At 43.7% G+C, this 13,678-nt stretch carries 15 protein-coding genes; 11 read left to right on the top strand and 4 right to left on the bottom strand.

Going from position 1 to position 13,678, the window contains the following annotated elements:
• Positions 1-79: 79 nt before the first annotated feature.
• Positions 80-424 carry a rhodanese-like domain-containing protein gene (locus WA1_RS43915; RefSeq protein ID WP_017744679.1) on the top strand — a complete coding sequence of 115 codons (345 nt, stop codon included), beginning with the start codon at positions 80-82 and terminating at the stop codon, positions 422-424.
• 79 nt (positions 425-503) lie between these two features.
• On the opposite strand, the gene WA1_RS43910 is transcribed toward WA1_RS43915, so the two are convergent.
• Positions 504-1,541, bottom strand: coding sequence for an adenosine deaminase (locus tag WA1_RS43910; RefSeq protein ID WP_017744678.1), 1,038 nt, complete (start codon positions 1,539-1,541; stop codon positions 504-506).
• 287 nt (positions 1,542-1,828) lie between these two features.
• Here WA1_RS43910 and WA1_RS43905 point away from each other — a divergent pair, with 287 nt between their 5' ends.
• The 6 genes from WA1_RS43905 to WA1_RS43880 all read left to right on the top strand — a co-directional run bounded on the left by WA1_RS43905 (position 1,829) and on the right by WA1_RS43880 (position 7,158).
• Positions 1,829-3,148, top strand: coding sequence for an adenylosuccinate synthase (locus tag WA1_RS43905; RefSeq protein ID WP_017744677.1), 1,320 nt, complete (start codon positions 1,829-1,831; stop codon positions 3,146-3,148).
• A gap of 132 nt (positions 3,149-3,280) precedes the next feature.
• On the top strand, positions 3,281-3,871 hold the full coding sequence (locus tag WA1_RS43900; RefSeq protein WP_017744676.1) for a 50S ribosomal protein L25/general stress protein Ctc: 591 nt from the start codon (positions 3,281-3,283) through the stop codon (positions 3,869-3,871).
• A gap of 109 nt (positions 3,872-3,980) precedes the next feature.
• Positions 3,981-5,528, top strand: coding sequence for a bifunctional aminoglycoside phosphotransferase/ATP-binding protein (locus tag WA1_RS43895; protein WP_026134796.1), 1,548 nt, complete (start codon positions 3,981-3,983; stop codon positions 5,526-5,528).
• A 9-nt stretch (positions 5,529-5,537) separates the two neighbouring features.
• A complete protein-coding gene (locus tag WA1_RS43890; protein WP_017744674.1) occupies positions 5,538-6,035 on the top strand; it encodes a hypothetical protein in 498 nt (165 codons plus the stop codon).
• A gap of 75 nt (positions 6,036-6,110) precedes the next feature.
• Positions 6,111-6,899 (top strand): YdcF family protein, encoded by a 789-nt coding sequence (locus tag WA1_RS43885; RefSeq protein ID WP_026134795.1) that lies wholly within the window; start codon positions 6,111-6,113, stop codon positions 6,897-6,899.
• Between the two features lie 34 nt (positions 6,900-6,933).
• The gene (locus tag WA1_RS43880; RefSeq protein ID WP_017744672.1) at positions 6,934-7,158 is read left to right on the top strand and encodes a hypothetical protein; all 225 of its coding nucleotides are present in this window, start codon (positions 6,934-6,936) and stop codon (positions 7,156-7,158) included.
• 6 nt (positions 7,159-7,164) lie between these two features.
• Here the strand turns inward: WA1_RS43880 and WA1_RS43875 are convergent, their stop codons facing one another.
• A complete protein-coding gene (locus tag WA1_RS43875) occupies positions 7,165-7,437 on the bottom strand; it encodes a ferredoxin-thioredoxin reductase variable chain (protein ID WP_026134794.1) in 273 nt (90 codons plus the stop codon).
• A gap of 702 nt (positions 7,438-8,139) precedes the next feature.
• Positions 8,140-10,080, bottom strand: coding sequence for a PP2C family protein-serine/threonine phosphatase (locus tag WA1_RS43870; protein WP_017744670.1), 1,941 nt, complete (start codon positions 10,078-10,080; stop codon positions 8,140-8,142).
• A 241-nt stretch (positions 10,081-10,321) separates the two neighbouring features.
• Between WA1_RS43870 and WA1_RS43865 the strand changes: the two genes are divergently transcribed.
• Together WA1_RS43865 and WA1_RS43860 are read left to right on the top strand one after the other, a co-directional pair.
• Entirely contained in the window at positions 10,322-10,756 is a 435-nt protein-coding gene (locus tag WA1_RS43865; protein ID WP_017744669.1) for an NfeD family protein, read from the top strand.
• A 27-nt stretch (positions 10,757-10,783) separates the two neighbouring features.
• Positions 10,784-11,782 (top strand): SPFH domain-containing protein, encoded by a 999-nt coding sequence (locus WA1_RS43860; protein ID WP_017744668.1) that lies wholly within the window; start codon positions 10,784-10,786, stop codon positions 11,780-11,782.
• A 159-nt stretch (positions 11,783-11,941) separates the two neighbouring features.
• On the opposite strand, the gene WA1_RS43855 is transcribed toward WA1_RS43860, so the two are convergent.
• Positions 11,942-12,340, bottom strand: a complete 399-nt coding sequence (locus tag WA1_RS43855) for a Fur family transcriptional regulator (RefSeq protein WP_017744667.1) — start codon at positions 12,338-12,340, stop codon at positions 11,942-11,944.
• A 236-nt stretch (positions 12,341-12,576) separates the two neighbouring features.
• On the opposite strand from WA1_RS43855, the gene purS reads away from it, so the two are divergent.
• Together purS and purQ are read left to right on the top strand one after the other, a co-directional pair.
• Positions 12,577-12,861 (top strand): phosphoribosylformylglycinamidine synthase subunit PurS, encoded by a 285-nt coding sequence (purS, locus tag WA1_RS43850; RefSeq protein WP_017744666.1) that lies wholly within the window; start codon positions 12,577-12,579, stop codon positions 12,859-12,861.
• Positions 12,862-12,926: 65 nt separating this feature from the next.
• Positions 12,927-13,601, top strand: a complete 675-nt coding sequence (purQ, locus tag WA1_RS43845; RefSeq protein ID WP_017744665.1) for a phosphoribosylformylglycinamidine synthase subunit PurQ — start codon at positions 12,927-12,929, stop codon at positions 13,599-13,601.
• Positions 13,602-13,678 lie beyond the last annotated feature (77 nt).

Here is a 13,678-nt window from a genome sequence, read left to right as displayed (position 1 = left end):
TAGATTTCAATATTGATAAGGCAGTGGCTTGCTCAAAAGACCGAAGTAGCCACTGCGATGCAATACCAGAGAAATGCTTATGGAAAACACTCTGTTAAGTGCTTTTGCATCCCAATCGGATGCTCATGACCTCAAATCTCGTCTTGAATGGGGTCAACCTGGTTGTACTATTATTGATGTGCGCGATCGCCCAACCTACAATCACGGTCACATAACTGGCGCGATCCCGATTCCTTTAAGTGACCTGACAAAAAGAGCTTCTTCCCTAGTCAAGAAGCGGGACATCTATATTTATGGGGAAAGTGATGAGCAATCTGCCCATGCAGCACAAACGCTACGAGAAGCAGGGTTTGCTCATGTCGCTACAATCACAGGCGGGCTTGCAGCTTGGACGGCTGCAGGCGGTGCTGTAGAAGGAGTTTAATCTTAGTTAGTGGTTAGTGGTTGGTAGGGGCGCAAGACCGCCGCGCCCGTTACAGTGGTTTTCTACTAACAACCAACAACTAACAACTAACAACTAACTCTTCTTCATGATTCAGCAACCCATTTAACAGAGAAGCTGGACGCTGTCTGTAAGGCCAAGCAAAAGCATGGCGGAAAGCAGCATCCTGACAAGCTTGTAGCTGTTTAAAATTGATGATGTCGTAAGTTAACAAATTTTCATACTCAAAGGGTAGCCGCACGTTGTGCAATCCAGCATTGTCCGTACAAATGGCAATATCTACCCCCGCATCAAAACAACGGTCAAAGACAAGCTTGAGTTGACGGATATCTTGCAAAGTCCCAGTTTTTATGTAAGTTGTGGGACAAACTTCCAAACACTGACCTCGCCTTGCCAAATCTTGAAGTAACTCTGGATACAGCAAAGGAATTTGGATTCCATGACCAATCCGCATTAAATAAGGCAAGAGTTGAGGATAACAACCGACGGTGGTTTCGTAAAGGTGACCTGTTGTATTGAGATTTAGCGATCGCGCATACTCATAAAGCCTAATCCATTCGTCCAAACGCTCGGCATAATGACTATCTCCCCCTGCGACATCTATACCACAGACGTATTGTTGATTTTGTACTGCTAGATCGACAATTGCCTTGTTAACTTCAAAAGGCAAGCGAGTGTGCATACAAAGAATTTGGCTGTTGACAATGGGATATTCTGAAAGTTGGCTGGCTTTGCCCACAACATCAACGATTTCTGCCATCTTGTCAATTCTTTCAGCTTGACTCAGATGCTCTGGCGTTCTCAAATAAGGCGTGTAACGCAGTTCTAAATAAGCAAGATTTTCAAATATATAAGCGCCTCGAAGCAGACGATAAATAAAGTAAGGTAAAGTTTCTACTGTTTGTACGCTTTCCACCAGAGTGTGCAACTCCAGATATTCATCCAGAGTATTGCGAGGGCGCGTGTAAAATTCTTCAAACTCAGAGTAATGAGAAAAGCGAGAAATTAACTCTGATGAGTGACGCTCGAAGTAGCGCCACAAAACACGCGGTACAACCGAACCGCCCAAATGTCTATGTAACTCAGCGTAGAGAGCCATGGTAGCCTTTTCCCTAAAAATTTTAATTATTATTAACAGTAACAAATAAACTCAAGGATGAAGTATGAAATGTCAAGGTTAAAATGTAACTTATTATACTTAATAGTTATTTAGCAATACTAGAAACCCGGTTTCTTAAAGAAACCGGGTTTCTAATTATTTGTAGCCAGCCCTACTTTCTGGTCACTGGTCACTGGTCACTGGTCACTGTTAATTTAGTTGACATAATAAACTAAATCTGGTAATAATAGTTATTTGTGGAAACTTTAGCTCTTTAAAATAATCACTTGGCTAACGTCATTGTTATAGGTGCCCAGTGGGGCGATGAAGGAAAAGGAAAAATAACCGACTTACTCAGCCGCTCCGCAGATGTTGTTATACGTTACCAAGGGGGTGTCAATGCTGGACACACGATTGTAGTTAAGGATCAAACCTTCAAACTGCACTTGATTCCCTCTGGTATTTTGTATCCAGATACCGAGTGCATGATCGGCTGTGGAACAGTCATAGATCCACAGGTTTTGATAGCAGAACTTGACCAACTTACAGAAGTAGGTGTTTCTACACAAAATCTGCTAATTTCTGAGACAGCCCATGTTACAATGCCTTACCATCGTATGATTGATAAGGCTTCGGAAGAACGGAGGGGAAGCCACAAAATTGGCACAACTGGTCGGGGGATCGGTCCGACTTATGCCGATAAATCCGAACGGACAGGAATTAGGGTTCTAGATTTAATGGACCCATTAGGGTTGCGCGAGCAGATAGAATGGACGATTAATTACAAAAACGTCATTCTGGAAAAACTTTACAACCTCCCGCCCTTAGACCCCAAACAAGTCATTGACGAGTATCTGGGGTATGCAGATCGTTTGCGTCCCCACGTTGTTGATACTTCCTTAAAAATATACGACGCAATTCAACGGCGACGCAATATTTTGTTTGAAGGAGCACAAGGTACACTTCTTGACTTGGATCACGGAACTTATCCTTATGTCACTTCCTCCAATCCAGTCGCAGGCGGAGCTTGTGTTGGGACAGGGCTGGGACCAACAATGATAGACCGAGTGATTGGAGTGGCTAAAGCGTACACCACGCGAGTAGGAGAAGGACCTTTCCCCACAGAAATACATGGGGAAATGGGAGAAGTGTTATGCGATCGCGGCGCTGAATTTGGTACAACAACCGGTCGCAAGAGACGCTGTGGTTGGTTTGATGCTGTAATTGGTCGCTACGCAGTGCGGATAAATGGTATGGACTGTTTGGCAATCACCAAACTAGATGTTCTTGATGAAATAGAGGAAATCAAAGTTTGTGTTGCTTACGAGGTAGATGGAGAACGCTGCGAACACTTCCCCACTAGCTCCCGGAAATTTGCCAGGTGTTGTCCTATTTACAAAACTATGCCGGGATGGCGTACCCCAACAACTCACTGTCGTTCTTTAGAAGACTTGCCAAGAGAAGCACTAAATTATTTGAAGTTTTTGGCAGAGTTGATGGAAGTTCCCATCGCGATTGTCTCCTTAGGAGCCAGCCGAGACCAAACTATTATTGTGGAAGACCCCATCCACGGACCAAAACGTGCTTTGTTGCAAACTGTTGGTTAGGGAGTAGGGAGTGGGGAGTGGGGAATAGGGAGTAAAAATAAATAGTATTTGAGTACTATCTACTTCTAACCCTACCCTCTACCCCCTACCCTCTACCCCCTACCCTCTACCCCCTACCCCCTAACAATTAACATGGAACTTACAATCGAATGTCAAACACGACCAGATGGAAGCAAACCCAATGCTTTGCGCCGTTCTGGTAAAATACCAGCAAACTTGTACGGTCATCAAGGTACTGAATCAGTAGCAATTATCCTAGATGCCAAAGTTGCTGAACGCCTTCTCAACAAGGCTTCTATTAATAACTCCATAGTTGACCTTAGCGTGACCGATATTCCTTGGCGTGGAAAAACTCTGTTGCGGGAAGTTCAATCTCATCCAGCGAAGGGTACGCTTTATCATCTCAGCTTTTTTGCTGTTGCAGGTCATGGCGATACTGATATAGAAGTCCGCCTGCATCTTGTGGGAGAATCAATTGGGGTGAAGAGAGACGGTGGCGTATTAGACGTACATATCACAAATTTGGCGCTGCGTTGCCCTCCAGAAAGTATTCCTGCAGCAATTGATATTGATATCTCTAACATGGAAGTTGGTGATAGTTTGCAGGTAGATCAAATTCCTTTGCCCGCAGGTGCGAAGTATATGGGTGAACCTGGTCAATCTGTTCTAACAATTTTGCCTCCACAGAGAGGTTCTGATTCGGGAACAGAATCTGAGGGCTAAACCGAGACTTGATGAGTTAAAGTTTGCTAAACTATCCGTGGAAACCAGGGGTATAACCTCTGGTTTTTTGTTATGTAAACCGCCAAGACGCCAAGAGCGCCAAGAAAAAATGACAGAGGTTTCTATTCCCCCTTTAATTCAGCAGATGTTAGAGCGTGGGTTTTATCCTCATGAAGTGAGTGAACCTATTCAATTGATTCAAACCCATATTTCTTATGTATTGTTAACTGGTAAATATGCTTATAAGGTGAAGAAACCAGTCAATTTTGGTTTTTTGGATTATTCAACGCTGGAGAAGCGGCGACATTTTTCTTATGAAGAGTTGCGTCTGAATCAGAGAGGGGCTGCGGAACTATATTTGGAGGTGTTACCAATTGCTTTGGTAGATGGGCAATACCGTTTGGGTGAAACGGGAGAACCTGTTGAGTATGTTCTGAAGATGCTCCAGTTTCCTGATGATGTTTTGCTGAGTCAGCTGTTTAAACAGGGTCAGTTAAATGAGGAACTTGTGGAAGAGTTGGGACGGGTTGTGGCGGAGTATCATGCTAGTAAGACCGTGACTAATGATTATATTCGCTCTTTTGGTGAAGTCGCGCAAGTTCGTGCAGCATTTGATGAGAATTACGAGCAAAGTGAGAAGTATATCGGTGGTCCCCAAACACGGGAACAGTTTGAGGAAACAAAGCGGTATACGGATAGTTTTTTTTCGGAGTGTGACGAACTTTTTAAGGACAGAATTAAAAGCGATCGCATTCGCGAATGTCATGGTGACTTACACTTGGGTAACATTTGTTTGTGGCAAAACAAATTGTGGTTGTTTGACTGCATTGAGTTTAATGAACCGTTTCGCTTTGTCGATGTGATGTACGACATTGCTTATGCTGTGATGGATTTGGAAGCTCAGCAGCGTTTGGATTTGAGTAATACGTACCTCAATACTTACCTTGAGGTGACTGGAGATTGGGAGGGCTTGCAAGTTTTGCCTATATATTTAAGCCGCCAATCTTATGTCCGCGCCAAGGTGACTTCGTTTTTGTTGGACGATCCCAGTGTCCCTTCATCAGTTAAGGAGGAGGTGACAAAAACAGCAGCGACTTACTACAAACTCGCTTGGGAATATACGAAACCCCGTCAAGGACAACTGATACTGATGTCTGGTGTGTCGGGTTCTGGTAAATCTACTACGGCAAGGTATTTAGCTCGTCACCTGGGTGCAATTCACCTTCGTTCGGACGCGGTACGGAAGCATTTAGCTGGAATTCCATTATTTGAACGTGGTGGAGACGAGATTTATACAGCCGAAATGACTCAGAAAACTTATGCACGGGTGTTAGAATTGGGAGTCTTGCTGGCAAAACAAGGTTATACGGTGATTTTAGACGCTAAGTACGACAGACAGCAACTTCGAGAGGATGCTATCGCACAAGCCCAAATGCATCAAATCCCGATACAGATTATCCAATGTACTGCACCACGAGAAGTACTACAAAAGCGGCTAAGAGAACGTACAGGTGATATTACCGATGCGACCGTCGATCTGTTAGAATCACAACTTCAGCAAGCTGAGCCTTTTACTGAAAAAGAGAAACCTCTTGTAAAGATTTTGGACACAGTTCAACCACTAGAGGCACAATTAAAAGAAGTCATTCGCCAATAGCTTCCCCTTATGGCACCACCAAAGTTAAGCTTCTCTGGAAACTTTATTACTCAGACTCTATTTGGGTTATTTTTGACACTAGTGTTTTTGATGACAGGGTATCCATCATCCTTAAGTATTTTCTTAGGCGTACTTGGTGGTATTGCCATAGGATGGTTGACATCAGCACAGAAAACTGGTCCCAAGCAACCTGACATAGGTGTTTCTGAAGGTATTGATGTCGGTCTAAAATACTGGTTATTTTTCCTACTTGGCTTTGTCTTTGCAGGTTATAATCCTCCTATGGGTATCTTGCTAGGTGCAATTGCTGGTATAGGTGGCGGTTGGATTATTGCTTGGTGGGAAACCAAAGAAGATTCCAGAACTCAGCTACCGACTGATGATACGGAAGACGCAGAATCCGCTCTTCCCGATGACAAACCAGATAGACGGCGAGTGAGAAAAATCAGCCGCAAGTTCCGCCGTCGTACTAGTGGAGGTATTAATTTACGATTTTGGGAAAGGTAATGAATGGTTAGTGGTTAGTGGTTAGTTGTTAGTAGCTAATAACCACTAACCACTAACCACTAACCACTAACTCTTATGTTCCTATATCTCTCCAAATTACTACCGTTATTTTTCTACCCACTAGGACTAGCCTGCATATGTATGCTGGTGGCGTTGGTTATGTTGTGGAAGCGACCCCGCATAGCAGCTTTGTTTATTGTGCTGTCGCTAGTGGTGTTGTTAGTCAGTAGTAATAGCTGGGTGGCTCGAACTCTTGTGCGTTCTCTGGAATGGCAAAACGTTCCGGGTGGAATTCCAAATGCAGAAGCCATCGTGGTTTTGGGTGGCGCAACAAAATCAGCTTTTTTTCCCCGACCAACTGTAGATTTAAATGAAGCAGGCGATCGCGTTATTTACGCGGCTCAACTCTACTTGCAAAAAAAAGCACCTGTGATTGTGCTCAGTGGAGGTCGCATTGATTGGCGGGGTAGTGGTTCATCTGAGTCGGGGGATATGGCGAAAGTACTGTCTTCCATTGGTATACCAGCAGAAGCTCTGGTGCAAGAACCTGAGTCCCTAAATACCTATCAAAATGCAGTTAATGTCAAAAAAGTTCTGGAGTCTCGTGGGATTCGTCGTGTATTATTGGTAACTTCGGCAATGCATATGCCGCGATCGCTGTTAATTTTTAAGCGTCAAGGTATTGATGCGATTCCCGCACCAACCGACTTTCTCGTCAGTGAAGGCGAATTACAAGAACTTTCTAGCAGTCCCAAATCAGCAATTTTAAATTTGCTACCTAGTGTGGATAACTTAGAGATGTTAACGGCGGCGATAAAAGAGTATGTTGGGATTATTGCTTACGGCTTGCGTGGATGGCTCTGAGGATTTTGGATTTTAGATTTTGGATTTTGGATTAATGTCTCAACACTTATCACATATTATTCCTGCTCCTCAACCTGAAGTTGAGGAAACCTTTGCCTCATACCAAACAACTTACCAGTTCTATCAGGAAGTTCAAACTCGTTCTGAGTTTAAACGCCACTGCGAATGGTATCATATGACAGCAGAACAAAACCGCCAAGAATTAGAAAGAATGCGCGGCGAACTAAATATAATGCAATGGTTTTGTCGCCGCAAGTAAACTTGGTTATAATAGCTCTATTTCATTTTCTCGTAAGTGGGCTTTAAATTTTTTACTAAACTGAACGTAGATTGGCAAGTTAGCACTGACAGGTCTGCCTTGCCATTGGTTGACAATACCCACAACTTCGCCTTCTGAGCCTTTGATGTCAAAAGCTTTACCGCGATGTTCGGGATTGTGGTAAACGATAACAGATTCTTTAACACGGACGCGATCGCCAATTTTCATACCTTCTTTTACACCTTGCTTCTGTATTTCCACCACTATCTCCACAGCTATTCCTCACGGAAAATTACTTTTTTTGAAAAATAGACTGCTTGCAAAATCTGACCTTCGGACTTAGTCTGCACGGACAGGCTGTTCGGCGCTTGTATCGTTACCAGACAAACAAAGCCTGCCCGTGCAGGCTTTAATGTTATAGATTATCCCGCAACATCACCTTTTTTCTCCCAAGGAGAGTTGAAGGAGAAGAGCTTTAGGAAATATTGTAATCCCTGGGTGTCATGCTACCAACTTTCATTATTTCAGAATTATTTGTAGTAATTTGGGGTTAATCGGACTTAACCGCCACCCCAAACTACACATTTGCTCGATTTGAGCGCTCCCTTGCGGGGTATTGTTTGCCTCGACACGGCTTAAGAGCTTGTTAGTGGATTACGGTGTTGCGCTATCGTGACGTAGCCATGTTCCTTCTCCGACGCTTGAGACTGGCTAATCTCATTAAGTCATCACTCCTAAGCGGACTGAAACCCTGACGGGTAACTTTGAAACTGATTCAAAGTTGAGTCATGGCGGAGTCAGTAAGACGAATGACTCCGTTTTACTCTGGACTACTCCAGTTCACGTACTCCTCTTAGCAAGAGGTCTAATCCTTCTTATCTTCACTCCACTGTGTTCCATCGGTCAACCTCCCCTCGTCCCCCTTGTCCCCAAAATCCAAAATCCAAAATCCAAAATCCAAAATCCAAAATCCAAAATCCCCTACTCCCTCTCACACAAACCCCGCACCTTTAGGGGAAGTTTCTGACAAGCTTGCTGGAATGTTTGAGGACTCAATTTCCACCAAGCAAACAATCCGCCACCTGTACCGCCTACAAGCACGGTCAATAATCCCAAAATCCATAACCAACGAAAACGGCGGCGCTGAGCTTTGACAGGGGCTTGGACTTTCTTCCCTGGCGCTGGTGAGGCTTCTGTTGTATCTAAATCCAGAAGCGCTTGAGCACTGGCTGTCAACTCCTGCTCTTCTTCTTGTTCTATTTCTACAGGTAGTAGCGATCGCGTCATGGGTACTAAATAATCTGGGGAAACACGGCAAAGTGTCAGAACAACAGACACATTGTCATGGGCATTTTTTTGATTTGCCAAATCAATCCACGCTGCGACAGCATCCTCTGGGGAAAGTTCACCTCTTAACACTGGTAAAGCAAATTCTTGCCAGGAGTGTTCCACCCAGTCATTGTCACTCAAGCCATCAGAACACAACAAAAGTATACCGTCTTCTTCCAAAATAAATCGCTGAATTGAGGGACGCAAAAACTCACCATCTTTCGTTCCCAAAGCTTGGGTAAGGGCTGTAGCGTCTGGGCGTTCTAGGGCTTTCCGATAAAAACTGCGCCCATAGCGGACTTCCCGCCCTGCAACATCATCATCTACCGTCAGCAATTGACAGTAGTGATGGGTCATCCAATAAGCACGGCTATCACCCACACTAGCCAAGTAAAGTTCATGAGCATTTTGGGATTGCCATCCAGAGGGAGTTTGGACTACCTGCGGTGGTTGTACTGCCATGACAACAGTAGTACCCATACGTTGGGTTCCTTCGCGGTTTTGTTCGTTATTGCAATTGCATATCACGTTATTGACAACTCGTAAAATGGCTTCGAGTTGTTTTTGCAATAAATCTGGTGCAGCGAGTTCTGTTTGTTCCGTAACCTCAGCCAGCAAGGCGCGAATTTGTAGCTTTAAGGATTGCACTGCTAATTGGCTAGCCACTTCGCCACCTTCGTGTCCCCCAATACCATCACAAACAATTGACACGTGAGGCAATAGGGGGTCATCTGGATCCACAGAATCAGTGGGGTAGCAAGCATCTTCATTCTGAGGCAAAACTACTGAACCAATATTTGTAGCTCCTGATACGCGTACCATTAAAGGCAATTCTGCTGCTGAAGAAAGTAGTAAGGCATTGAGTTGAGAATTTACAGTTTCTAAATTTGCTTCCCCACTACGCATCTGCTGCACTATCTTTTCTAGTTCTTTTGCGACTTGAGTTTTTGCAGTAGCTACCCAAGGTTGCCAACACTCTCCCAATTGTTGTAAAGATGTACTGTGTAGGGGCGCATTACCTCTCGTTTCTACAAGTTGTACCAATCGCACGCACCAACCTTGTACTCGCAAGTTATACGGAACCAGAACACTTCCAGCAACTCTCAGTTCTGATAGAGGTGTCCATAATTGAAGAATTTGCCACAACCAATAAACTTGTCTCACACCTTTTGCCTGTTCCCAAGCATCTTCTATTGTTGGGTAAAGATTTCCAGTTTCATCTATGGGGGCATTTTCTAATAAGAAAATAGGATTCCCATGTCCTATAGGTAAATAAACTAATCCATAAACTTGAGGTAAATGCAATCGGTGATGATATAAGCGTAGGTAAGGAATAATTTCTTCTGGTACATCTTCTGGTATGTCTGGCGATCGTCCCGGTAAAGTATCTAACCAGATTTGAGGTGTAATAACCTCATATCTATCTGCTACCTTTTCTCCTATTTTAAATTCGGTTGCTGATAAACCAGTTGCCCAAAGATAGCGATGAGCTATGGGAGTTTGACAACTCGTACAAATACTATCTCCCACAGAATTAATAGGGTTGCTACAGTCTGGATTTGTGCAATAAATTATTCGTTGAGTAGAAAGCATGCAAATGGTTAATTGTTAGTTGTTAGTTGTTAGTTGTTAGTAGGGGCGCGGCGGCCTTGCGCCCGTACATGGTTGGTAGTAACTACTGACGATTTTTCAATATGTCCTAATTTAAAACGTTAGAATAAAGTGGAATTGTATACTTATACTTCAGTAGGTAGGTAGAAATAAACAAAAACATATTACAATATGTAAATTTTTTTTAAAAACCCCCTTACCAATGACAAATGACCAATGACAAATGACAAATACTACCGTAATTTGGCTGTTAGCAGGTGCAGGTCTGTGTTTAACTGAACTGTTTGTGCCAACAGCTTTTGTTGCCTTTTTAATGGGCATAAGCGCTTTTGTGGTGGCGCTGTTGTCTCAAGTGGTCTTAGATAAGTTATGGCTGCAAGCAGTGGTTTGGCTGTTGCTTTCCACTTCTTTAGTCTTACTCAGTCGTCGATTTGTAACACCGCCACGGCGCAAGTCAAAAATTCAGCAGGCAATTATAGCTGAAACTTTAACTGAGATTCCAGTGGGGAAAGCTGGACGAGTCCTGTACGAGGGTAATTCTTGGCGGGCGCGGTGTGACGATGAAAAACTTAGCATAGCCGCTAATCAAAGAGTTTATGTCACAAGGCGCGAAGGCACCACTCTATACGTGATGCCAGAGAATTTATTGCACTCGTAAGGCGCTGAATAAATAGGAAACTTAACAATGGAACAGTTTTTTTTACTTGTATTTTTAGCTTTAGGCGGTTCTGCCTTAGCAGGTTCTGTAAAAATCATTAATCAGGGTAATGAAGCCTTAGTGGAACGTTTGGGTAGTTATAACAAAAAGCTAGAACCAGGGCTTAACTTTATCATTCCCGTTGCAGACCGACTTGTTTATCGCGAAACTATCCGGGAAAAAGTTATAGACATTCCCCCACAACAGTGCATTACTCGGGACAACGTGTCAATAACCGTTGATGCGGTGGTTTACTGGCGCATTATCGATATGGAGAAAGCTTACTACAAAGTAGAAAATCTCCGCATGGCAATGGAGAATTTGGTACTCACTCAAATTCGTGCGGAGATGGGTCAATTGGAGCTAGATCAAACTTTTACCGCCCGCGCTCAAATTAATGAACTTTTATTACACGATTTGGATGTTGCAACCGATCCTTGGGGTGTAAAAGTCACGCGGGTGGAACTGCGGGACCTGATTCCTTCTCAAGCAGTCCGGGAATCGATGGAACTGCAAATGTCGGCAGAACGCCGCAAACGGGCGGCAATTTTAACTTCTGAGGGAGACCGAGAGTCAGCCGTAAACTCTGCTAGAGGTAAAGCTGATGCCCAAGTGTTGGATGCAGAAGCCCGTCAAAAATCGGTGATTTTGCAAGCTGAAGCCGAACAAAAGGCGATCGTTCTTAGGGCGCAAGCAGAACGACAACAGCAAGTTCTCAAGGCTCAAGCTATTGCTGAATCTGCTGAAATTATTGCCCAAAAAATTAAAACAGATCCCACCGTTCATCAAGCTTTGGAAGTTCTGTTTGCCTTAGGCTACTTAGATATGGGTGCAACAATTGGCAGGAGTGATAGCAGTAAGGTTATGTTTATAGACCCACGCACTATCCCTGCAACCTTAGAAGGTATCCGCTCAATTGTTGCAGATGGTCACACTGATTCAAACCCCTTGTTGGGAATGGAAATGCCTCCAAGGAATAAGGGTTAGGGATTAGGGGTTAGGGAATTAGGCGTTGCATAAAATAGGGATGAAAAATGAACCGCCAAGACGCCAAGAGCGCCAAGAATTAAGTTTTTCAACTTACAGAGAAAATAAAATCATCCCGCAAATATGCAACGCCGGGAATTAATTCTACTCCCTACTCCCTCACTCCCCAGACGCTTGTGCCACCTGACATTGGTTGCACAAGCCGAAAAATTCTAAGGTGTGATAGAAAATTTTGAACCTGTGTGTATCTTGTAACTGACTTTCTAAATCGTGGACTGGACATTGATTAATTGGAATGGATGCACCACACTGGAGGCAGGTTAGGTGATGCTTGTCTTGCTGCGCTAAGCTGTAAAGGGCTTCTCCGTTACCCAATGTCCTCACTTGTACCATGCCTTCAAGTTTTAAGGCTTCCAAAGAACGATAAACGGTTGCCAAGCCCATGCTTTGGTTGCGGTTGCGTAACTCCACATAAATATCCTGAGCGGATATACCCTGCTTAACGGTTTTCAGCAGATTTAGAATGCGATCTTGACTTCGTGTGCGAATGGCTCTCATAGACAACAACATACCATTGAGATCTCTAGTATTTATCCAGTATTTTTTATACTGTCACCATGACTATTTTCTAGCTTAACTCCTAATAATGGGAATCTTATAGTCTCTTAGCAACAAGATTTTTTAAATTGTTACCTTGGCTAAGTTTTAGCTTAACTTTTAATAAGTGAAATCTTATATCTTCCAATTGCAGCAAAAGGATGTAGTATAACGATCGCAGTCTTTAGCTAAAGCCAGTGCAAAGGAAGTATCAAGCTAAAATTTATGTGACACTCCGTCCTTCAGTCCTAGACCCTGCTGGTGTAGCAGTGCAATCGGGACTAAGACAGTTAGGATATCACAATGTGGAGCAAGTGCGGATCGGTAAATACATTGAAATCACTCTCACCTCACCTGATGAAAGTACAGCCCGTCAGGAGATGGATCGGATGTGTGACCAAATGCTCGCAAACCCCGTGATTGAAAACTACCGCTTTGATTTGAGTGAAGTCGAATCAGAAACTACTAAGGTTAGTAGTTAGTTGTTAGTAGTTAGTTGTTTGAAGCTACTAACCACTAACCACTAACCACTAACCACTAACTAATTATGAAATTTGGTGTTGTTGTTTTTCCCGGTTCTAACTGCGATCGCGATGTTGCCTATGTCACAAAAAACTTGATGGGGCAACCAACTCGCATGGTTTGGCATCAAGACACCGAGCTTTCCGATCTTGATGTTGTTATTATACCTGGCGGTTTTAGTTACGGAGATTACCTCCGCTGTGGTGCCATAGCGCAGTTTTCTCCCGTGATGCAACAAGTTATAGAACACGCTCAAAAGGGTAAACCAGTTCTTGGTATATGCAACGGGTTTCAAGTGCTGACTGAGGCGGGGCTGCTACCTGGAGCATTGGCGCGAAATCAAGACTTACATTTTATTTGCGATCGCGTTCCTGTCAAAGTTGAGCGTACAGATCTTTCCTGGACACAAAATTATCAAACAGGCGAAATCATTACATTGCCTATCGCTCACGGAGAAGGGCGATTTTATGCAGATGAGAAGACGCTATCAGAGATAGAAGATAACGGTCAAGTGCTGTTTCGCTATGAGGGGGATAATCCCAATGGTTCGCTAAACAACATTGCTGGGATTTGCAATTCTAAAGGTAACGTGTTGGGGATGATGCCTCATCCTGAGAGAGCATCTGACTCCATGTTAGGCAATAGCGATGGGCTGAAGTTATTCCAAGGGCTGTTGGAGAAAGTTACCGCACTGGTATAGCCTCATCTCTGGTGAAACGGGCATCTCTCTTGTGGAACGGGCATCCTGCCCGTTTTATCAAATGGACGGGCTAGAAG

Origin of the sequence: Scytonema hofmannii PCC 7110 (assembly GCF_000346485.2) — a bacterium.
Classification (GTDB): domain Bacteria; phylum Cyanobacteriota; class Cyanobacteriia; order Cyanobacteriales; family Nostocaceae; genus Scytonema; species Scytonema hofmannii.
The sequence above is the reverse complement of the archived record's forward strand: the minus strand, read 5'-3'. Positions and strand labels throughout refer to the sequence as shown.

What these genes read in the sequence shown, in the direction of transcription:
- WA1_RS43870 (WP_017744670.1), bottom strand. Translation starts at nt 10,080, where the DNA reads ATGCTTTCTACTCAACGAATAATTTATTGCACAAATCCAGACTGTAGC.
- purQ (WP_017744665.1), top strand. Translation starts at nt 12,927, where the DNA reads ATGAAATTTGGTGTTGTTGTTTTTCCCGGTTCTAACTGCGATCGCGAT.
- WA1_RS43865 (WP_017744669.1), top strand. Translation starts at nt 10,322, where the DNA reads ATGACAAATACTACCGTAATTTGGCTGTTAGCAGGTGCAGGTCTGTGT.
- WA1_RS43900 (WP_017744676.1), top strand. Translation starts at nt 3,281, where the DNA reads ATGGAACTTACAATCGAATGTCAAACACGACCAGATGGAAGCAAACCC.
- WA1_RS43890 (WP_017744674.1), top strand. Translation starts at nt 5,538, where the DNA reads ATGGCACCACCAAAGTTAAGCTTCTCTGGAAACTTTATTACTCAGACT.
- WA1_RS43885 (WP_026134795.1), top strand. Translation starts at nt 6,111, where the DNA reads ATGTTCCTATATCTCTCCAAATTACTACCGTTATTTTTCTACCCACTA.
- WA1_RS43860 (WP_017744668.1), top strand. Translation starts at nt 10,784, where the DNA reads ATGGAACAGTTTTTTTTACTTGTATTTTTAGCTTTAGGCGGTTCTGCC.
- WA1_RS43855 (WP_017744667.1), bottom strand. Translation starts at nt 12,340, where the DNA reads ATGAGAGCCATTCGCACACGAAGTCAAGATCGCATTCTAAATCTGCTG.
- WA1_RS43880 (WP_017744672.1), top strand. Translation starts at nt 6,934, where the DNA reads ATGTCTCAACACTTATCACATATTATTCCTGCTCCTCAACCTGAAGTT.
- WA1_RS43895 (WP_026134796.1), top strand. Translation starts at nt 3,981, where the DNA reads ATGACAGAGGTTTCTATTCCCCCTTTAATTCAGCAGATGTTAGAGCGT.
- WA1_RS43910 (WP_017744678.1), bottom strand. Translation starts at nt 1,541, where the DNA reads ATGGCTCTCTACGCTGAGTTACATAGACATTTGGGCGGTTCGGTTGTA.
- WA1_RS43915 (WP_017744679.1), top strand. Translation starts at nt 80, where the DNA reads ATGGAAAACACTCTGTTAAGTGCTTTTGCATCCCAATCGGATGCTCAT.